General features: G+C 72.3%; 18 protein-coding genes. 7 read left to right on the forward strand and 11 right to left on the reverse strand.

The window, feature by feature from the left end; genetic code table 11:
* Nucleotides 1-11: 11 nt before the first annotated feature.
* Nucleotides 12-1,511, reverse strand: coding sequence for an SCO1417 family MocR-like transcription factor (locus tag OG352_RS06990; protein WP_329215453.1), 1,500 nt, complete (start codon nt 1,509-1,511; stop codon nt 12-14).
* Nucleotides 1,512-1,628: 117 nt separating this feature from the next.
* On the opposite strand from OG352_RS06990, the gene yczE reads away from it, so the two are divergent.
* The 4 genes from yczE (at nt 1,629) to OG352_RS07010 (ending at nt 5,125) form a co-directional block, all read left to right on the forward strand.
* Nucleotides 1,629-2,303, forward strand: coding sequence for a membrane protein YczE (gene yczE, locus OG352_RS06995; protein ID WP_329215454.1), 675 nt, complete (start codon nt 1,629-1,631; stop codon nt 2,301-2,303).
* On the forward strand, nt 2,300-3,067 hold the full coding sequence (locus tag OG352_RS07000; protein WP_329215456.1) for a glycerophosphodiester phosphodiesterase: 768 nt from the start codon (nt 2,300-2,302) through the stop codon (nt 3,065-3,067). The genes yczE and OG352_RS07000 overlap by 4 nt, the downstream gene beginning before the upstream one ends.
* Before the next feature lie 54 nt (nt 3,068-3,121).
* Nucleotides 3,122-4,471, forward strand: coding sequence for an MFS transporter (locus tag OG352_RS07005; protein ID WP_329215458.1), 1,350 nt, complete (start codon nt 3,122-3,124; stop codon nt 4,469-4,471).
* Nucleotides 4,472-4,750: 279 nt separating this feature from the next.
* Nucleotides 4,751-5,125 (forward strand): RNA polymerase-binding protein RbpA, encoded by a 375-nt coding sequence (locus OG352_RS07010; RefSeq protein WP_020128921.1) that lies wholly within the window; start codon nt 4,751-4,753, stop codon nt 5,123-5,125.
* A gap of 199 nt (nt 5,126-5,324) precedes the next feature.
* Here the strand turns inward: OG352_RS07010 and fxsA are convergent, their stop codons facing one another.
* The 4 genes from fxsA to OG352_RS07030 form a co-directional block, all read right to left on the reverse strand.
* Nucleotides 5,325-5,858 (reverse strand): FxsA family membrane protein, encoded by a 534-nt coding sequence (fxsA, locus tag OG352_RS07015; protein ID WP_329215460.1) that lies wholly within the window; start codon nt 5,856-5,858, stop codon nt 5,325-5,327.
* Between the two features lie 46 nt (nt 5,859-5,904).
* The gene (locus tag OG352_RS07020) at nt 5,905-6,762 is read right to left on the reverse strand and encodes a polyprenol monophosphomannose synthase (RefSeq protein ID WP_329215462.1); all 858 of its coding nucleotides are present in this window, start codon (nt 6,760-6,762) and stop codon (nt 5,905-5,907) included.
* Nucleotides 6,763-7,330: 568 nt separating this feature from the next.
* Entirely contained in the window at nt 7,331-8,947 is a 1,617-nt protein-coding gene (locus OG352_RS07025) for an amidohydrolase (RefSeq protein ID WP_329215464.1), read from the reverse strand.
* 59 nt (nt 8,948-9,006) lie between these two features.
* Nucleotides 9,007-9,447: an Lrp/AsnC family transcriptional regulator gene (locus OG352_RS07030; protein ID WP_020128917.1), complete on the reverse strand. Its 441-nt coding sequence runs from the start codon at nt 9,445-9,447 to the stop codon at nt 9,007-9,009.
* Between the two features lie 229 nt (nt 9,448-9,676).
* Here OG352_RS07030 and OG352_RS07035 point away from each other — a divergent pair, with 229 nt between their 5' ends.
* Nucleotides 9,677-10,150, forward strand: coding sequence for a hypothetical protein (locus OG352_RS07035; protein ID WP_329215467.1), 474 nt, complete (start codon nt 9,677-9,679; stop codon nt 10,148-10,150).
* 395 nt (nt 10,151-10,545) lie between these two features.
* Here the strand turns inward: OG352_RS07035 and OG352_RS07045 are convergent, their stop codons facing one another.
* The 4 genes from OG352_RS07045 to OG352_RS07060 all read right to left on the reverse strand — a co-directional run bounded on the left by OG352_RS07045 (nt 10,546) and on the right by OG352_RS07060 (nt 14,268).
* Nucleotides 10,546-11,718, reverse strand: coding sequence for an acyl-CoA dehydrogenase family protein (locus tag OG352_RS07045; protein WP_329215471.1), 1,173 nt, complete (start codon nt 11,716-11,718; stop codon nt 10,546-10,548).
* Nucleotides 11,719-11,822: 104 nt separating this feature from the next.
* Entirely contained in the window at nt 11,823-12,482 is a 660-nt protein-coding gene (locus OG352_RS07050) for a TetR/AcrR family transcriptional regulator (protein WP_329215473.1), read from the reverse strand.
* Nucleotides 12,483-12,556: 74 nt separating this feature from the next.
* Complete coding sequence (locus OG352_RS07055) at nt 12,557-12,715, reverse strand: SCO1431 family membrane protein (RefSeq protein ID WP_329215475.1); 159 nt, start codon at nt 12,713-12,715, stop codon at nt 12,557-12,559.
* Nucleotides 12,716-12,849: 134 nt separating this feature from the next.
* Nucleotides 12,850-14,268 (reverse strand): peptidase C39 family protein, encoded by a 1,419-nt coding sequence (locus tag OG352_RS07060; RefSeq protein ID WP_329215477.1) that lies wholly within the window; start codon nt 14,266-14,268, stop codon nt 12,850-12,852.
* Between the two features lie 171 nt (nt 14,269-14,439).
* Between OG352_RS07060 and OG352_RS07065 the strand changes: the two genes are divergently transcribed.
* Entirely contained in the window at nt 14,440-15,093 is a 654-nt protein-coding gene (locus tag OG352_RS07065; RefSeq protein WP_329215479.1) for a uridine kinase family protein, read from the forward strand.
* A gap of 460 nt (nt 15,094-15,553) precedes the next feature.
* Entirely contained in the window at nt 15,554-17,440 is a 1,887-nt protein-coding gene (locus OG352_RS07070) for an AAA family ATPase (protein ID WP_329215481.1), read from the forward strand.
* 36 nt (nt 17,441-17,476) lie between these two features.
* Here the strand turns inward: OG352_RS07070 and OG352_RS07075 are convergent, their stop codons facing one another.
* A complete protein-coding gene (locus OG352_RS07075; RefSeq protein ID WP_329215483.1) occupies nt 17,477-18,568 on the reverse strand; it encodes a hemolysin family protein in 1,092 nt (363 codons plus the stop codon).
* Complete coding sequence (locus OG352_RS07080) at nt 18,565-19,890, reverse strand: hemolysin family protein (RefSeq protein WP_329215484.1); 1,326 nt, start codon at nt 19,888-19,890, stop codon at nt 18,565-18,567. The genes OG352_RS07075 and OG352_RS07080 overlap by 4 nt, the downstream gene beginning before the upstream one ends.
* Nucleotides 19,891-19,947 lie beyond the last annotated feature (57 nt).

Consider the following 19,947-nt stretch of genomic DNA (forward strand, 5'->3'; position numbering starts at 1 on the left):
CGCCCGTACCGCTACGCCACGAACGTGCGCGGCCCCTCGCCGCCCGCCACGCCCCCGCTCTCCACGATCCGCGCGGTCGCGGCCAGCCGAGCGGCCGCCTCCTCCGCCACCGCGCCGCCCACGGTGAACGGCAGCCGCACATACCCCTCGAAGGCGCCGTCGACCCCGAACCGTGGCCCGGACGGCACCCGCAGGCCCACCCGCTCCCCCGCCTCGGCGAGCCGCGACCCGGAGAGCCCGCCTGCCCGCACCCACAGCGTCAACCCGCCCTTGGGCACGGCGAACTCCCACTCCGGCAGCTCCCGGCGCACCGCCGCCACCAGATCGTCCCGGTTTCCCCGGGCCTGGGCGCGCCGCAGCTCGACGGCCTGCTCCCAGCCGCCGGTGCTGAACAGCCAGTTCACCGCCAACTGCTCCAGCACGGGCGTGCCCATGTCTGCGTAGGCGCGGGCGGCGACGAGGCTGCGGATGACGTCCGGCGCCGCCCGCACCCAGCCGATGCGCATCCCGGCCCAGAAGGCCTTGCTCGCCGACCCGACCGTGACCACCGTCGACCCGGCGGGGTCGAAGCCGCACACGGGCCGCGGCATCTCGACGTCGTCGTCGAGCCACAGTTCGGTCATGGTCTCGTCGGCGACCAGGACCGTCCCGGCGGAGCGGGCCGCCTCCACGAGCCGGCGCCGCTGGTCCTCGTCGGCGAGCGCGCCGGTCGGGTTGTGGAAGTCGGCGACGACATAGGCGATGCGCGGCGCGGCTTCGCGCAGGACCTGGCGCCAGCGGTCCATGTCCCACCCGGCGAGCCCCTCGGCCATCGCGACGGGCACCAGCCGGGCGCCCGCCTCCCGCATCAGCTGAAGGATGTTGGCGTAGGAGGGCGACTCGACGGCGATGCGCTCGCCGCGCCCGCCGAACAGGTGGCAGATGGCGTCGATGGCCCCCATCGCCCCGGTCGTGACCATGATCTGCTCGGGCATCGTCGGGATCCCGCGCGCGGTGTACCGCTCGGCGATCATCGCCCGCAGCGCGGGCAGCCCCGCCGGGTAGTCGCCGTGCGTGTGGGCGTACGGGGGCAGCTCCTCCAGCGCGCCCTGGACGGCGCGGGTGAGCCAGGGCTCGGGCGCGGGCAGCGCCGCGCAGCCCAGGTCGATGATCGAGCCGAGGGCCTCGGGCGGCAGGGGCTCCAGGCCGCGCGCCGGAACGGGGTTGCCCGCCGGGACGGCCGTCCAGCTCCCGGCGCCGCGCCGCGACTCCAGGAACCCTTCCGCGCGCAGCGCCTCGTAGGCGGCGGCGACGGTCGTACGGCTCACGGAGAGGGAGAGCGCCAGTTCCCGTTCGGCGGGCAGGCGGGCGGCGACGGGGACGCGGCCTTCCAGCACCAGCAGCCGGACGCCGTCGGCGAGCGCGCGGTAGGCGGGCGGGCGGCGCGTCCCGGGGCCGGCCGGGCGGTCCTGCTGGGACTTGAGCAGCCGCGCGAGCTGCGCGGCCCCCACCGCCGAGGTCCACTGGGTCATGTTTCCAGTCCACCTTCCCGGAATTGGCCATGGATGGCGTTCGCTTCCAAGCCACAGAGTGTCATGGGTCAGGCCACTACGACCACCCACCATGACCACTCGCTACGACCACTCACCATGACCACGAAGGGGCACCTCTTGGCGACCAGGGCACATCTCACACGACGGCTGGTCCAGCTGTACGCCGGCCTCGCGCTGTACGGCGCCAGCACGGCCCTGCTCGTCGAAGCGGGCCTGGGCCTCGAACCCTGGGGCGTGCTCCACCAGGGCCTGGCCCAGCTCACCGGCCTCACGATCGGCGTCGTGTCGATCATCGTCGGGGCGACCGTGCTGCTGCTGTGGATCCCGCTGCGCCAGCGCCCGGGCCTCGGCACGGTCTCCAACGTCTTCGTCGTCGGCCTCGCGATGGACGGCACGCTCGCGCTGGTCCCCGACACGCACAGCCTGGCCGTACGCGTTCCGCTGCTGGTGGCGGGCATCGTGCTCAACGGCGCGGCCACCGGCCTGTACATCGCCGCCGCCTTCGGTCCCGGGCCGCGCGACGGGCTGATGACGGGGCTGCACCGGCGCACCGGGCGTTCGATCCGGCTGATGCGGACGGCGATCGAGGTGGCGGTCGTGGCGACCGGCTTCGCCCTCGGCGGCACCATCGGCGTCGGCACGCTCCTCTACGCGCTGACGATCGGTCCGCTCGCCCAGGTGTTCCTGCGGATGTTCGCCGTTCCCGCGGCATCCGGCGGCAGCACGGTCGTTGCCACCGGGACACCCCAGGGAGCGATACTGCGTCCGTGACCAGCCTCATACGCCACCCCTACCTCGACCATCCGGGCCCCCTCCCGTTCGCGCACCGCGGCGGGGCCGCGGACGGCCTGGAGAACACCGAGGCGCAGTTCCGGCGCGCGGTCGAGGCGGGCTACCGCTACCTCGAGACCGATGTGCACGCCACGCGGGACGGCAAGCTCGTCGCCTTCCACGACGCGACGCTGGACCGGCTGACCGACGGCGCGGGCCGCATCGCCGACCTCCGGTGGTCGGACGTACGGCACGCGCGCGTGGGCGGCAGGGAACCGGTGCCGCTCTTCGAGGAGCTCCTGGAGACCTTCCCCGAGGCGCGCTGGAACATCGACCTCAAGGCCGAGCCCGCCCTGCACCCCCTGCTCAACCTCATCGGCCGCACGGGCGCGTGGGACCGCGTCTGCGTCGGCTCGTTCTCGGAGGCCCGCGTCGTGCGCGCCCAGCGGCTGGCCGGGCCACGCCTGGCGACGTCGTACGGCACCCGGGGCGTGCTCAACCTGCGGCTGCGGTCCTGGGGCGTGCCCGCGGCGCTGCGCCGGTCGGCGGTCGCCGCGCAGGTGCCCGAGACCCAGTCGGGCATCCAGGTCGTGGACCACCGCTTCGTGCGCGCCGCCCACGCGCGCGGGCTGCACGTGCACGTGTGGACGATCAACGACGCGGATCGGATGCACCGGCTCCTGGACCTGGGAGTCGATGGCATCATGACCGATCACATCGACACGTTGCGCAAGGTCATGGAGGACCGGGGCGTCTGGGTCTGACCCCTCGGACCCACCGCCCCCGCGCGGTCGCGGCAGCGGGAAGCGAGGGCACGGGTGGGCATCGACACCGTGCGGACGGCGGACTCCGACGAGTCGGCCGAGCGGCGGCGCGAGCAGCGCGGCTGGTACTTCTACGACTGGGCGTGCTCCGTCTACTCGACGAGCGTGCTCACCGTGTTCCTCGGCCCGTACCTGACGTCGATCGCCAAGAACGCGGCGGACGCCGACGGATACGTGCATCCGCTGGGCGTCCCGGTCCGCGCGGGCTCCTTCTTCGCGTACTCCGTGTCCCTGTCGGTGATCGTCGCCGTCCTGGTGATGCCCCTGGTGGGCGCCGCCGCCGACCGCTCCGGCCGCAAGAAGCCGCTGCTGGGCGCCGCCGCCTATGTCGGCGCCGCGGCCACGGCCTGCATGTTCTTCCTCGACGGCGACCGCTACCTCCTGGGCGGCGTGCTGCTGATCGTGGCGAACGCGGCCCAGTCCGTGTCGATGATGCTGTACAACTCCTACCTGCCGCAGATCGCCCCGCCCGAGGAACGCGACGCGGTCTCCTCCCGGGGCTGGGCCTTCGGGTACGCGGCGGGCGCCCTGGTCCTGGTCGTCAACCTGGTCCTGTACCTCGCCCACGACTCCTTCGGCGTCTCCGAGGCGATGGCCGTCCGCATCTGCCTGGCCTCCGCCGGCCTGTGGTGGGGCGGCTTCACGCTGGTCCCGCTGCTGCGGCTGCGCGACCGGCCGGCCGCCACCGCGCGGGAGGCGACCGCGCCGGGACTGCGCCAGCTCGCGGCGACGGTCCGCGACATGCGCCGCCACCCGCTCACGCTCGCCTTCCTCTTCGCGTACCTCGTCTACAACGACGGCATCCAGACCGTGATCTCCCAGGCCTCGGTCTACGGCTCCGAGGAACTCGGCCTCAGTCAGTCCACGCTGATCGGCGCCGTCCTGCTGGTGCAGGTGCTGGCCGTGGCGGGCGCGCTGGGCATGGGACGCCTGGCCCGGACGTACGGCGCGAAGCGCACGATCCTCGGCTCCCTGGTGGCGTGGACGCTCACGCTGGGCGCCGGGTACTTCCTGCCGGCCGGGGCGCCGGTCGGCTTCTTCCTGCTGGCGTCCGCCATCGGGCTGGTCCTCGGCGGCAGTCAGGCCCTGTCCCGCTCCCTGTTCTCCCATCTGGTCCCGCCGGGCAAGGAAGCCGAGTACTTCTCCGCTTACGAGATGAGCGACCGGGGCATGAGCTGGCTGGGACCGCTGCTGTTCGGCCTCACCTACCAGCTGACCGGGAGCTACCGGGACGCGATCATCTCGCTGGTGGTCTTCTTCGTCATCGGGTTTCTCCTGCTCGCGCGGGTGCCGGTACGGCAGGCGATCGGCGACGCGGGAAATCCTGTACCCGAGAAGATTTAGCGCTCAAGGCGAAAGGGCGGTAGTGTACGCGTTTGGCCCGCCAGGCGTACCGTTACTGCGCGTCAAAGATGCAGAAACGCTGGGTGACATCTCCTTTCAGATGTGACAAACCGGGCGGCGGTGGGTACTGCACTGGTTGACAAGGCTACGGCTACGACGGCGACGCACGAACCCGGAACGGGACTCGGAACGGGAATCTTTACCGCCGACCGGACGTTGACCGGATGACGACGACAGCGACACCTGTCCTGTGGGCGACAAGCCCGGGAGGCACGATTCATGAGTGAGCGAGCTCTTCGCGGCACGCGCCTCGTGGTGACCAGCTACGAGACGGACCGCGGCATCGACCTGGCCCCGCGCCAGGCCGTGGAGTACGCATGCGAGAAGGGGCACCGGTTTGAAATGCCCTTCTCGGTCGAGGCGGAGATCCCGCCGGAGTGGGAGTGCAAGGTCTGTGGAGCCCCTGCACTCCTCGTTGACGGCGACGGCCCTGAGGAAAAAAAGGCCAAGCCCGCGCGTACGCATTGGGACATGCTGATGGAGCGGCGGACCCGCGAGGAACTGGAAGAGGTCCTCGAGGAGAGGCTGGCCGTTCTGCGGTCCGGGGCGATGAACCTTGCGGTACATCCCCGGGACAGCCGCAAATCGGCGTAGCCGAAGGCCGGTAAGAAACGCACTCCAATGACCGCGGGCGCCGTACGTGATATGCGTACGGCGCCCGCGGTCTTTGTGCTGCCATCTGCCGGTTCCGGGTGACCGGCCCTGAGGGCCGCGCCCCCAGGGCCCCATCGGCCCTTCGGGCCTCGTCCTCAAACGCCGGACGGGCTGAGTCGTACCGGACCGTACCGAGTAGTCACCGTTCGTCCCTGATGACCTCGCCCGGTACCACCTTGCCGTCCGGGCGGTGGATGCGGGCCTGCTGGAAGGCGTCGCCCAGGGAGCCCTGGGTGGCTGCCGCCGTGCGCAGCTTGCGTTCGGCGAAGGCGGTGACCGCCTTCTGGACCGGCGGGAGCAGGAGGAGCAGGCCGAGTGCGTCGGTGGCCAGGCCCGGGATCATCAGGAGGAGGCCGCCGAGCATCATCAGACCGTTGCCGCCGCCCTTGGTGGGGGCCGTGCCGCGCTGGAGTGTCTCGTTCAGGTTCTGGAAGGCTCGTCGGCCCGCCCGCTTGATGACCACCGCGCCGAGCAGGAACCCGGCGAGCAGCAGCAGGAAGACCGTGAATCCGCCGGCCGCGCCCGCGACCACGGTCAGCAGCCAGATCTCCAGTACCAGCCACCCGGCGAGGCCCAGCGGCAGGAACGTCCGCAGGCGGGAGCGGCGGGGCCGGGCGGAGGGGGCTGCTGATGCGGAAGCCGGGTACGTCGGGATCGGAGCGCCAGTCGTCATGCTTCCAGTGTGCCCGGGCTCGGCTCAGACCGGGATAAGGGGAGGCTCAGGCGCCGCTGTGAGGCTCCGCGTCGCTCTGCGGCTTCGCCGCGGGCGTCTGGGGTCGCTCGGGCTGGTCCCCGGTGCGGCCCGTGATCTTGTTGACCCGTTCCCCCACGCCCCACGCCGTGACCCGCCAGAGCGCCTCCACGAGGATGTCGCGGCTCATCTTGGAGTCGCCGAGTTCCCGCTCGACGAAGGTGATGGGGACTTCCACGACATGGAAGCCGGCCCGCACCGCACGGCGGGCGAGGTCGACCTGGAAGCAGTAGCCCTGGGAGGAGACGTCCTTGAGGCCGAGGCCCTCCAGGGTCTCGCGGCGGAAGGCACGGTAGCCGCCGGTGACGTCGCGCAGCGGGAGATCGAGGGCGATGCGGGAGTAGAGGCTGCCGCCCCGGGAGATGACCTCGCGGGACTTGGGCCAGTTCACCACCCGGCCGCCCGGCACCCAGCGGGAGCCCAGGACCAGGTCGGCGCCCTTGAGCGCGGTGAGGAGACGGGGCAGTTCCTCGGGCTGGTGGGAGCCGTCGGCGTCCATCTCGATGAGCACGCCGTAGCCGTTCTCCAGGCCCCAGCGGAAGCCCGCGAGGTAGGCGGCGCCGAGGCCTTCCTTGCCCTTGCGGTGCAGCACCTGGACCTGGTCGTCCCCGATGGCGAGTTCGTCGGCGAGCTTGCCGGTGCCGTCGGGGCTGTTGTCGTCGGCCACGAGGACGTGGGCCTCGGGGACAGCCTCGCGAACCCGTTCGACGATGCCCTTGATGTTCTCCGCCTCGTTGTAGGTCGGAATGATCACCAAGGCGGTGCCGAGCGGACCGAATCGCCTCCCTCGGTCCTGTGCCGCGAGGGTCCCGTCGCCGTCGTTCACTGCTGCCCCTTCAAGTCCGTACGCAGGGGACCACCATAGTGGCCCTCGCCTGCGCCGACGTGACAAGACGTTCGACTGATGGTGTCGAATACGCAAGAGCCGGGTAACAAGGTTCCTTTGGGCTTGTATGTACGGAGTTGGCCCGCACGGGTGTCCTCGGGCCTGCTGCGGATGGGGGCCCGGCGCTCTTCGGGCCGGCCCGGGATCCGCTGGCTGCGGGTCGGCCGAAAGCCGTTGTCTACTGAGCGCCCGGGCCCCACCCGGGTCACACCTCCCCGACCGGCCGGAACGTTCCCTCGCTGCGGCGCGGGCGCTGAGCCTGGCTGGCAGTGGCGGTGCGCCGGTGCGGCACACCGTCCCTGACCCAGCGGCGCCGCGGCGAGTGCGCGGACGTTCCCCGGCGGGGCGTCCGGTGGTGGACTCCGCCGAACCTACCGGCCTTCCGCCATCGGCTGTCAACAGCCGCTTGACCTGCGGATCTTTCGTCAATGCCCTGGTCAGCGGGGAGGAGACGCAGGTCGCGCGACAGCGGGCGGACGGGTGATCTTCCCCGCGCCGCCCCGGGAGATCACTCGCTCGGCCGTACGAACACGGTCCTGCCGCCCACCACCGTGCGCAGGCACACCGGGAGGTCGTTGCCGGGGGTCAGGTCGGGCAGTCCGGGGGTGCCGGAACGGGGGTCGGTGGACCAGCGGGCGACCCGGTCGTCGGGGGCCTGGACGACCAGTTCGGCCGTACGCCAGACCGCGTAGTCGGCGGGTGCGCCCGGGACCAGGACGCCCGCGTCGTCGCGGCCGACCGCCCGCCAGCCGCCGCGTGTGTGGGCCGTGAACGCGGCGCGTGCGGAGATCCGGTGCCCGGGGGTGCGGTGGAAGGCGGCGGCGCGGACCGTGCCCCACGGGTCGAGCGGGGTGACCGGGCTGTCGGAGCCGAAGGCGAGCGGGACGCCGGCCCGCAGCAGGGCCGCGAAGGGGTTCAGGGTGCGGGCCCGTTCGCCGCCAAGACGCTGGGCGTACATGCCGTCCTCGCCGCCCCACAGGGCGTCGAAGGCGGGCTGGACGGAGGCGGTGAGGCCGAGTTCGGCGAAGGCGGCGATCGTCTCGGGCGTGAGCATCTCGGCGTGCTCCACACGGTGGCGGGCGGCGCGGATCCGGCCGAGGCCGACCTTCTCCGCGGCGGCGCGTACGCCCTCCACGACGGCGGTCACGGCGGCGTCGCCGATGGCGTGGAAGCCCGCCTGGAGGCCGGCCTCGGTGCAGGCCGCGACGTGCGCGGCGACCTCGGCGGCGCCCAGGTAGGCGGTGCCGGTGTGGCCGGCGTCGGTGTACGGGGCGTGCAGACAGGCGGTGTGCGAGCCGAGGGCGCCGTCGACGAACAGGTCGCCGGCGGCGCCGAGCGCGCCCAACTGCCGAACCTTGTCGATATTCCGCTCGGCCCAGTAGCCGACGACCCGCGGGCCGGGTTCCTCGGCGGCGAGCCGCAGCAGGTCCGTGAAGTCGTCCTCGGAGGAGATCTCCGGGCCCGCGCACTCGTGGACGGAGCCGATGCCCAGGGAGACGGCGTGCGCGAGGGCGGTCCGCTGCGCCTCGGCGCGCTGGGCGGGCGTCACGGCTGCGAACGCGGCGGCGCGGACGGCGTGGTGGGCGTCGCGGGTGAGCGGCTCCCCGTCCGCGTAGCCGGCGCCGGTCCGGGCCCGGGGCGCCAGGTCCAGCAGGGCGGTGGTGACGGCGGCCGAGTGGACGTCGATGCGGCTGAGGTAGAGCGGCCGGCCACCGGTGGCCTCGTCCAGTTCGTCCCGTCGGGGCGGGCGGCCCTCCGGCCAGCGGGAGGCGTCCCAGCCGTGTCCGAGCAGCACCTTGTCGTGCGGTCGGGCCGCCGCGAAGTCCCGTACGCGGGCGAGGGCGGCCCCCAGGGAGGGGGCGGCGGACAGGTCGAGGCCGGTCAGCGCGAGGCCGGTGGAGGTGGTGTGCACATGGGCGTCGGTGAACGCCGGGGTGACCAGGCCGCCGTCCAGGTCGACCACCTCGTCGACGCCGTCCGCGAAGGCGTCGGCGGCGCCCTCGGAGCCGACCCAGGCGACCTGGCCACGCTCGACGACCATTGCGGTCGCGAACGGGTCGGCGGGGCTGTGGACCTCTCCTCGGCGGAGCAGGACGGTCTTCGGCTCGGGGGCGCGCTCACTCATGGGGAACAGTCTCGCGCCTCGCGCCGGCCGCCCCGCACGGGACCCCGGCTCGGGGACCCTCAGATCCGCGGCGGCCGGGCCTCGTACGGGGTGGACAGGACGACCGTCGTCCGTGTCGACACGCCCGCGAGTGCCCGGAGCCGCCCGAGCAGTTCCTCCAGCTCGTGCGGGGTGGCGACGCGCACCTTGAGGATGTAGTTCTCGTCGCCGGCCACGCTGTGGCAGGCCTCGATCTCGGGTACGCCGGCCAGGCGTTCGGCGATGTCGTCGGGGGCGCTGGGGTCGAACGGTTTCACCGAGATGAAGGCGGTCAGGGGCAGCCCGATGGCCTCGGAGTCGACGACGGCCGCGTACCCACGGATGACGCCCCGCTGTTCCAGTCGGCGCACCCGTTGATGCACGGCCGACGTGGACAGGCCCGTCGCCTTGCCCAGATCGGTGTAACTCATCCGCCCGTCCTTGACGAGCAGCTGCACAATTTGTCGGTCCAGCTCCTCCATGACGCAAGAACTTACCGTGCGGGTGATCGCCGCGTATACCTATGCAGCGCGGGTCATAGCCGGTTCGTGATGTCGCCGCTCCAGGCACCTGCACGCGGCATGTGACGAAGGCCACAGCACTCGTCAAGTCTTCGTGATGCACTCGCGATTACCGCCGAGACGGGGTGGGAAGTGCTTGCTGTGGTCGAGGCCGCAGTGCCTTCACGGCCCAGCCCGAGGGGGAGAATCCATGCAGAGTCTTAAGCGCCCTGGTCGCACCACGCCCAAGCGGCTCCATTCGGTCGTCGAGCCCGAGCCGGAGGGCGTCGAACCCGCCGATCTGGACTACTCCGACAGTTTCGACGCGGACGACGCCGACGAGGGCGACGGCTTCGACGCGTACGACACCTTCGAGATGTACCGGGTGATCTGCCCGGACTGCGCGCAGCCCATCGCACTGCTGGCGGACGAGGAGGTCCTGCCGGAGCACGCACTGTGCGCCTCGCCGTGGAACCCGTTCGGGCTCACGGTCTGCGCCGGGACGGGACGCGGCGCGTCCGAGGCCCGGCCCGCGGACGAGTCCGTGGAGCCCCAGGAGCAGGACACCGCACTCCTGCTGACGCTCCCTCAGGGACTGGACTGGCGCACCCAGCCCTTCTCGCACGTCGGCGGGCCGGCCTCGCGCCCGATGCGCGTACCGGCGATGCGCCGCGCCGCCGCCTGAGCCCCGTTCGGCGCTCACTTCAGCGGATCGACTCCGGTGACTGCCCTGCACCATGGCCGCGGACAGCCATGGTGCAGCCAGTTGCCCTCCAACTGACCCACACCCCGAACTGACGCCCGGTCGCACTCGCCGGTGACTTGTCGTCGCATCTCCGCGTTGCCCCGGTATGACCCCCATCTCTTCGACTGCGCCCGGGCGTCACCGCCAGCTCTTCGCTGTCGTGCGCCCGGGATCCGGCTACGCAGAATCGGTTCCGCCGACTCCGCCGCCCCCGCAGGACCCGCCCATCTACCGTGACCTGCTGCGCACTTGGGCCGACCGGGGCCGCACCCTGCCTGGGTGCCACGACCCGGAGTGGGTGCGGCTGGTGGCCCCGCAGGTGCGGCCGGGGCAGTTCAGCGGGTTTCCGGACCCAGCAGATGACGGGCGATGACCATCCGCTGGATCTGGTTCGTGCCCTCGACGATCTGCAGGACCTTCGCCTCGCGCAGGTAGCGCTCGACCGGGAAGTCGGCGGTGTAGCCGTACCCGCCGAGGACCTGGACGGCGTCGGTGGTGATCTGCATCGCGGCGTCGGTGCAGTGGAGCTTGGCCATCGCGGCCTGCCCTGCGAACGGCCGGCCGGCGTCCCTCAGCCGCGCGGCCGCGAGATAGAGCGCCCGGCCCGCCTCGATCCGGGTCGCCATGTCGGCGAGCAGGAAGCGCAGCCCCTGGAAGTCGGCGATCGGCCGCCCGAACTGCCGTCGCCGCCTCGCCCAGGCGACGGCCTCGTCGAGGGCCGCCTGGGCGAGGCCGACCGCGCAGGCGGCGATGCCGAGCCGCCCGGAGTCCAGCGCGGCCAGGGCGATCGCGAAGCCCTGACCCTCGTCCCCGATGCGGCGCGCGTCGGGGATCCGTACGCCGTCGAAGTGGACCTGGGCGGTGGGCGAGCCCTTGAGTCCCATCTTGCGCTCCGGGGTCGCGGCGCTGAGGCCCTCGGCGTCGCCGGGCACCAGGAACGCCGTGATCCCTGCTGCGCCCTCGCCTCCGGTGCGGGCCATGACGGTGTAGAAGTCGGCGATCCCGCCGTGGGTGATCCAGGCCTTCGTGCCGGTGATCACCCAGTGGTCGCCCTCCCGCACGGCCCTGGTCCGCAGCGCGGCGGCGTCCGAGCCGGCGGACGGCTCGGACAGGCAGTACGCGCCGAGCAGCCCGCCGCCGAGCATGTCGGGCAGGTGCGCGGCCCGCTGCTCCCGCGTGCCGTGGGCGGCGAGAGCGTAGGCGGCCAGGGTGTGCACGCTGACGCCGAGCCCGACGGTGAGGCGGGCCGCGGCGAGCTCTTCGAGGACCTGGAGGTAGACCTCGTACGGCTGGTCGCCGCCCCCGTAGGCGGAGTCGTACGGCAGACCGAGCAGCCCCGATGCCGACAGCAGGGTGAACAGCTCACGCGGGAAGCGCCCCGCCTCCTCTTCATCGGCTGCGGGCGGGGCGACCTCGCGGCGGACGATGGCGCGGACGAGCGTCATGAGTTCCCGGGCCTCGGCCGTGGGCAGCGGGCGGTCCACCGGTGTCGGCCGGCGATCGGGCATGACGGCTTCCTCCTCCCTGACCGGCCGACGGCTTCGCGCTGTGAGTATGCGCGCGGGAAGCCCTCGCCGCACGGGCGGAAGGACGAACGGGCGGCGAGCGGGCGTCAGTCCTCGCGGCGGGCGGGCTTCGGGGCCGGGAAGGAGGGGTCGAGCTCCTCGATGGCGCGCATGGAGCCGCCCAGGGTCTTCACCAGCAGGTCGCCCATGACCTCGCGGGAGAGTTGGGGGCGGTCGATCCATTCGAGGGTGGCCCCCTCGACGCTGCACAGCCAGGCGAGCAGGCCCATCCTGGGCAGCGGCGGAATGTCGCTGTGGCCGTACGCGCCCTCGGCGATGGTCGCGACGATCGCCGCGCGCACCCCGTCCCGGATCGCGTGCACCTCGGTGTCGAAGCCGACACCGCCGCTGACGATCGTGCGGTAGGCGGCCTGGTTGTGCTCCGCGTAGCGCAGATAGCTGTCGATGGTGCGGTGCACCCGGTCCACCTGGGGCAGCTCGATGCCGCTCGCCGCGAAGCTGACCAGGTCGGCGACGGCGTCCTGGATGATCGCCAGGTAGTAGCCGCGCTTGGACTGGAAGTAGTAGTAGATGAGCCCCTTGGCGACGTGCGCCTGCTTGGCGATGTCGTCCATCGAGAGCGCGTCGTAGGACGTGTCGGCGAACAACTTCCGTCCGATGGAGATGAGTTCGGCGCGGCGCGCCAGTGAGCGCTCGGTGCCGCGTGCCCGGGGACGGGCAACTTCGCGCTGTTCGCTGATATTCAATTTCGACCCTGGTCTCGGGCGGTCGGCGGGACGTTCGCAGTATGTCAGGTCAACCGTGCGTCAAGTCACGCCCGTCACAGCAGCCCGAGTCGGGTGACCAGCATCGCGACGACCGCGACGAGGACCCAGCCCATGACGTGCTCGATGATCTTCGGGCCGTCGCTCTCGGGGCCGCCGGTGCGGGCCCGGACGGCGGTAGCTGTGGCTGTGGCCATGGCTGTCTGTGCGGTCATGGTGTCTCGCTGAGGTCGGATGTCTGGGTGGATTCCCCCCACCGATCCGTCCACCTTGCCACCCGTCGGGGCTTTTGCGGCCGAGATCTTACTCACATGACCTTGCTCGGACGGCCTTGCTCAGACGGCCTTGGTCACGCGCGCACGCCCACCGCTTCGAGCGCCGTGCACTGGCGCACGGTCGGACGCGCCGGGAAGTAGAGGTAGCAGACGCCCCCGGTGCCGGAAGTCACCTTGCCGCTTGCGTTGTACCGCTTGGTCCTGAGCCAGATGTTCTCGAACTCCCGCCGCGCGTACACGCGCCGCACCGCGCCGTCGTCCGCCGAGAACGGATCGTTGGCGATCACATCGCCCTCGGCCGTGAAGCCGATCACGGTCATCAGGTGCCCGGACGTGCCGTACCCCGCCCCCGTGAGCTCCCCCTTGAGGAAGGACTGGGACGTCATGGCCGGGATCCCGGCCGCGATCAGCGTCTCCAGGTCGGTGAGGGAGCCGAGCCGGGTGACCACGCCCTGGAGGTCCGCGAAGGTGGCCGCGTAGGCGGCGTTGAACGGCCAGTTGCCGCAGCCGGCGTACTGATGGTCGTACGTGTGCCTGGCCGCGTGGCACACCTGCGGGTCGGCGTAGGACGGGTCGACCCACGCCAGTTGCTTCGGCGTGAGCCGGCCGCCCCAGTACTCGATGATCATCTGCGAGGAGGTGGGGCTGCACCAGGCCTCGCCGCCGCTGTCGTACTCGGGGTACTGGCCCTGGTGGATCTCCTGCGAGTAGCGCGGGACGGGCAGCTCCCGCGCGAGGCCGGGCGCGGAGGCCGGAACGGTGAAGCGGTCCGGGACGTCGGAACCCGTCGCGCCCAGCCGCCACACCGTCGGGGTGAGCGCGGTGCCGGGGCGGCGGTACAGGGTGAGGCGGAGGCGGTACGAGTCGAGGCGCAGGCCGGTCGAGGCGTCGTCGATCGCGAAGGTGTCGGTCCAGACGGTGCTCCTGCCGTCGGTCTGGCCGTCGACCGAGGTCCGCTTGATGTCCTGGTCGCCGGAGGCCCAGCGGCCCATCACGTACCAGGGGGTGGCCGTGCCGTCGGAGTACGTGCCCGTCAGCTCGATCTGGAGCCAGGTCCCGGCCGGGGTGCTCGCGTTCCAGGAGGCGATCACCTCGGTCGCGGGGACGGCGAGCGCCTGGAGCGGGGACGTCCAGGTCGCGTACTCCCATGCCGCGGTGCTCTTGGTGTGCGGGTCGGTGTAGTCGACGGTGCCGAGCGGGGCGGCGACGGCGACGCCCGGGCGGACGCCCGCCACGGCGCGGGTGCCCTTGGCGGTGCCGGCGAGCCAGTCGGCGTACGAGGTCCAGGCGTGGTGGCCGACGGAGCGGGCCGGGGCCGATGCGCCGTCCGCGGCGTCGTCGGCGTCGGCGTCGGCGCTGCCTGTGGTGTCCGCCGTGTCTGTGGCGTATGCGGTGTCCGCCGTGGCGGCAGCCGTGGCCGAGCCCCCTGCCACCGCCGCGGCGACCGCGGCGGCGAGGACCGTTCTGCGGGACGGCTGTTCGGCTCTGCTCATGGGCGGAGGACCCCCAGGGTGTCGGCGCGGCTGTGCGCCCACTATGGACGGGGGCGGGCACGCCTTCCAGCACTTCCGGCCGTGCCACGCCCACGACCACCGGTCTGCGCCACCTGCGCGGACGCGGCGAGCGGCGTCCGGCGTACCGCCGTAGACTTTCGCGCCGAACCGATGCCCCCCTTCACCGCACCCCCGGGACCCGCCATCCGCCAGCTCGCCGCCCGGCTCCGCCGCCTGCCCCCGTCCTGCGGGCCGGTCCGTCTGATCGGTGTCGACGGGCACGCCGGTTCGGGGAAGTCCACGTTCGCCGGGAAGCTGGCCGAGGCGCTGGGGGGCGTGCCGGTGCTGCGCCTCGACGACATCGCCAGCCACGACGAGCTCTTCGCGTGGACCGGGCGTCTGCTGACCCAGGTGATCGAGCCGTTCCGCCGCGCCGAGACCGCGCACTACGCCCCCTACGACTGGCGCGCCCACCGCTTCGGCCCGCCCCTGCCGCTGCCCCCTGCCCCCGTCGTCCTGGTCGAGGGGGTCGGCGCGGGCCGCCGCGCCCTGCGGCCGTTCCTGGCGTGCCTGCTGTGGATGGACGTGCCGCCCGAGGAGGCCTGGGCGCGTGGACGGTCGCGGGACGGGGAGGAGCAGCGGGAGTTCTGGGACGGGTGGGTTCCGGCGGAAGTCCGCCATTTCGCCGAGGATCCCTCGCGACCCCATGCGGCCCTGCTGGTACGGCAGTTGAAGCTCGGGTACGAGGTGCTGCCGGGGCCGGTGAGAGAGCTTGGTCCACACCAGGATGTCACCCACCGTGATGGACCACCCGCGATGTGGTGAACCCGTGAAGGGCCGCGCACGCGAACTTCGCCAAGTGCTTCAACTGCGCTTGACCGACCGGCCGTACAGGACTTACGTTCTGAATGTGCGGCATTCGAAGCCGCCCTCAGACGCGAAGCCCCCGGTTGTTCCCCCGTGATCGGGGGCTTCGTTCTGCCCTCAACCCGTTTTCCGGCCCTTCCCTGGCGCTTTCCGGCCGTTTTCCGGACGCGACGTGACACGATTCGCTCACCCAGGGTCACCGTGCGGGATGCGCCCCGTCTGCTCCCACCTCACCGAACGACCGGTACGGCACCCTACGGCGGGCACCGCTCACGCAGGTACGATGCCCTCGGTGCGACCTGGAAAGTTGCTGCGCGCACCTTGCAACTCCGGTCCGCGGCACAGCGGTTCGACCAAGGCAGCCGACGGGCGACGACTCGGCGGCATACCGACGGGGGCACGGTTTGTGGGGGACGTGATGGACTTCGGCACGCAGGGTCCCGAGGCCCCGGCCGACGCGGCCGACCTCGCCTGGCTGCGAGGCGTGGACGCCTACACGATGGGCGCCTATCCACAGGCGGAGGACGAGTTCCGCGCCGCGGTGCGCATCGATCCCGGGATGGCCGACGGCTGGCTCGGGCTGCACGCGCTGCGCGTCGACACGACGACCGCGCTGCTGCGGATGTTCCGGCACCGCGAGCGCTTCGGCGAGCAGCGGACCCGGCACCGCCGCACGCTCAACTCCTGGTACTGGCTGGGCTGGTGGGTGCAACCGGTGCTGGAGAGCCCGCGCGATCTGCTCCTCGCGCACGCCTCGCACTGGCTGGACGGCCGCCATGTGCCCGAGCTGGACCGGGCGCTCGCCGGGCTCCCGCCCGTCGACACCGACCACCAGGTCCGCTTCCTGCACGCCTGCCGCGCTTACCTGGTCAAGGACTGGGAGCAGTTGGTCCGGCACACCGACCCGCTGCTCGACGACCCGCTGCTGGGCATCGAGGCCGGCCTGTTCGGCGGGATGGCCCGGGTGCGGCTGGAGATGTACGGGCAGGCCGAGCCGCTGCTCTCGGCGGCCCTGATGCGCTGCCGCAGCGAGCAGCCGCAGCGCAAGGAGCTGCGGTACTGGCTGGCCCGGGCCCACGAGGGCACCGGCCGCTCGGCGGCGGCCCTCCCCCTGTACCGGGCCGTGCACCGCGTCGACCCCGCCTTCATGGACACCTCGGCCCGGCTCGCGGCCATCGCCGAGAGCGACGGGTACGACGACACGGCCGACCTCGCGGCGATCACGCTCACCGGGGTCGGGCAGGACATGGTGGACGGGCCGGACGGCTTCGACCCGCTGTTCGGCACGGAGGGCCGGGACCTGCGGCTCAGCGAGCCCGCCGACCTGCCGCCCGACCTGCCGCCCGTCGTCCCGCTGCCGTCGGTGACCGATCCCGCGGTGCGGGAGAAGTTCGTCGTCCCCTCCGTGCTGCCGGCCGGGCCCACCGACCCCGTGTTACTGGAGGAGGCACTCGCCGAGCTGGAGCGCATGGTGGGCCTGGAGCCGGTGAAACGGCAGGTCAAGGCCCTGTCCGCGCAGCTCAACATGGCCCGGCTGCGGACCGGGCAGGGCCTTCCGGTGCAGCCGCCGAAACGGCACTTCGTCTTCTCCGGGCCCTCGGGCACCGGCAAGACGACGGTGGCCCGCATCCTGGGCCGCGTCTTCTACGCCCTCGGGCTGCTGGGCGGCGACCATCTCGTGGAGGCCCAGCGGGCCGACCTGGTCGGCGAGTACCTCGGCCAGACGGCCGTCAAGGCCAACGAGCTGATCGACTCCGCCCTCGGCGGCGTGCTCTTCGTCGACGAGGCCTACTCGCTCTCCAACTCCGGTTACGGCAAGGGCGACGCGTACGGCGACGAGGCGTTGCAGGTGCTGCTGAAGCGGGCCGAGGACAACCGGGACCACCTGGTGGTGATCCTGGCCGGCTATCCGGAGGGCATGGACCGCCTGCTCACCGCGAACCCCGGACTGTCCTCCCGCTTCACGACCCGCGTCGACTTCCCCTCCTACCGGCCGCTCGAACTCACCTCCATCGGCGAGGTGCTGGCCGCGGAGAACGGTGACGTGTGGGACGAGGAGGCCCTCGACGAGCTGCGCTCGATCGCCGGGCACGTCGTCGACCAGGGGTGGATCGACGAGCTGGGCAACGGGCGGTTCCTGCGGACGCTGTACGAGAAGAGCTGCGCGTACCGCGATCTGCGGCTGTCGACCTACCCGGGCACGCTGACCCGGGACGACCTGTCGACACTGCGGCTGGCGGATCTGATGCAGGCGTACGGCGAGGTGCTGTCGGGACGGGGGCCGCAGGATCCGTCGACGATGTGACGGACCCCGCGGACCCCATAGCTCCCCCGGCTCGGGTCAGCGAGCCAGCGCTTCCTTCGGCTCGTCGCTCACCCTCGGCTCCGTCAGCCGGACCTCGGGCTCGGACAGCTCCCGGTGCGCGGGGTCCGTGACCTCGCCCACCAGCAGCTCCAGGACGTCCTCCAGCGCGACCAGGCCGAGCACCCGGCCGGACGCGTCGGCGACCTGCGCCAGGTGGGTCGCCGCCCGGCGCATCACCGTCAGCGCGTCGTCCAGCGGCAGTTCCGAGCGCAGCGTCGTCATCGGACGCCACACCTGCTGCGGCACCGCCCGCTCGGAGTTCTCCACGTCGAGGACGTCCTTCACGTGCAGGTAGCCCATGAAGGCGCCGTTCTCCGCGGCGACCGGGAAGCGGGAGTAGCCGGTGCGGGCGGTCAGCTCGACGATCTCGCCCGGGGTGACCGACGGACTGACCGTGATCAGCGACTCGCGCTTCAGCAGGACGTCCGTCACCGGGCGGGAGCCCAGCTCCAGCGCGTCCTCCAGCCGCTCCTGCTCCTCCCGGCCGAGCAGGCCGGCCTGGCCGGAGTCCTCCAGCAGACGGTTGAGCTGCTCGCTGGTGACGACGGCCTCGACCTCGTCCCTGGGCTCGACGTGGAAGAGCCGCAGGATGCCCCGGGCGCAGGCGCCGAGGGCCACGGTGATCGGCCGGCACACCCGGGCGAAGGCGACCAGACCGGGGCTGAGCCACAGCGCGGCCTTCTCCGGGGCCGCCATGGCGAGGTTCTTCGGGACCATCTCGCCGATGACGAGGTGGAAGAAGACCACCGCGGCCAGGGCTATGACATAGCCCAGGGGGTGGATCATGCCGTCCGGGAGGTGGATCCACTCGAAGAGCGGTTCCAGCAGCTCGGCGACCGTCGGTTCGGCGACCGCGCCCAGGGTGAGCGAGCAGACGGTGATGCCGAACTGGGCCGCCGCCATCATCTGGGGCAGGCGCTCCAGGCCGTAGAGGACCTGGCGGGCGCGGGCGGTGCCCAGGGGTTCGATCTGGCTGCGGCGGACGGAGACGAGCGCGAACTCGGCGCCGACGAAGAAGCCGTTGGTGAGCACGAGCAGTGCGGCGAAGAGGAGTTGGAGGACGCTCATCGGGCGACCTCCGCGACCACGGCGGTCCGCACCAGCCGGATCCGTTCGGCCCGGTAGTGGCCGACCCGGCGCACCGAGAGCCGCCAGCCGGGCAGTTCGGTCCGGTCGCCGACGGCCGGGATCCGGCCGAGCAGGTCGGCGACGAGCCCGGCGACCGTCTCGTACGGGCCCTCGGGGACCTCCAGGCCTATGCGCTGGAGGGTGTCGACGCGGCAGCTGCCGTCCACGTCCCAGGCGGGCCTGCCCTCTTCGGGCGGGGCCGCGGCGAGCTCGGGCGTGTCCTGGCCGTCGTGCTCGTCGCGGACCTCGCCGACGAGCTCCTCGACGATGTCCTCCAGGGTGACCACGCCGGCCGTGCCGCCGTACTCGTCGACGACGACGGCGATGGGCTGCTCGCTGCGCAGCCGGGCCAGCAGGGGCTGGACGGGCAGGGTCTCGGGGACCAGCAGCGCCGGGCGGGCGATCCGGCCGAGCGGGGTGCGCAGCCGGTCGTGGACGGGGATCGCCAGGGCGTCCTTGAGGTGGACCATGCCGACGATCTCGTCGATCTTCTCGCGGTAGACGGGGAACCGGGACAGGCCGGTGGCCCGGGTCAGGTTGACGACGTCCTCGGCGGTGGCCGACGACTGCAGGGCGCTGACCTTCACGCGCGGGGTCATGACGTGCTGCGCGGTCAGTTCGGCCAGCGACAGGGTCCGTACGAACAGGTCGGCCGTGTCCTGTTCGAGGGCGCCGGCCCGGGCCGAGTGACGGGCCAGGGAGACCAGCTCGCCGGGGGTGCGGGCGGAGGCCAGCTCCTCGGTGGGCTCGACGCCCAGGGCGCGCACCAGGCGGTTGGCGACCGTGTTGAGGGCTGAGATCACCGGCCGGAAGAGGCGGGAGAAGGCGGCTTGCGGGCCCGCGACGAACCGCGCGACCTGCAGGGGCTTGGACACCGCCCAGTTCTTGGGCACGAGTTCGCCGATCACCATCTGCACGGCGGACGCCAGCAGCATGCCGACGACCACGGCGACACCGGAGACGGCGCCCTCGGGGATGCCGATCGCGGTGAACGGGCCGTGCAGCAGCTCCGCGAGCGCCGGCTCGGCGAGCATGCCGACGACGAGGGAGGTGATGGTGATGCCGAGCTGGGTGCCGGAGAGCTGGAAGGACAGCTCCTTCAGCGACTCGACGACCGTACGGGCTCGCTTGTCGCCCTCGGCGGCGGCCTTCTCGGCCTCCGGGCGTTCGACCGTGACGAGGCCGAACTCGGCGGCGACGAAGAAGCCGTTGGCGAGGATGAGCAGGAACGCGGCTGCCAGGAGCAGCAGGGGCGTGGTCATGATGCCGCCGCCTCCGAACCAGGTCGGGTGGGGGCGGCGCAGGTACTACAGGACGAA

Origin of the sequence: Streptomyces sp. NBC_01485, assembly GCF_036227125.1 — a bacterium.
GTDB lineage: Bacteria > Actinomycetota > Actinomycetes > Streptomycetales > Streptomycetaceae > Streptomyces.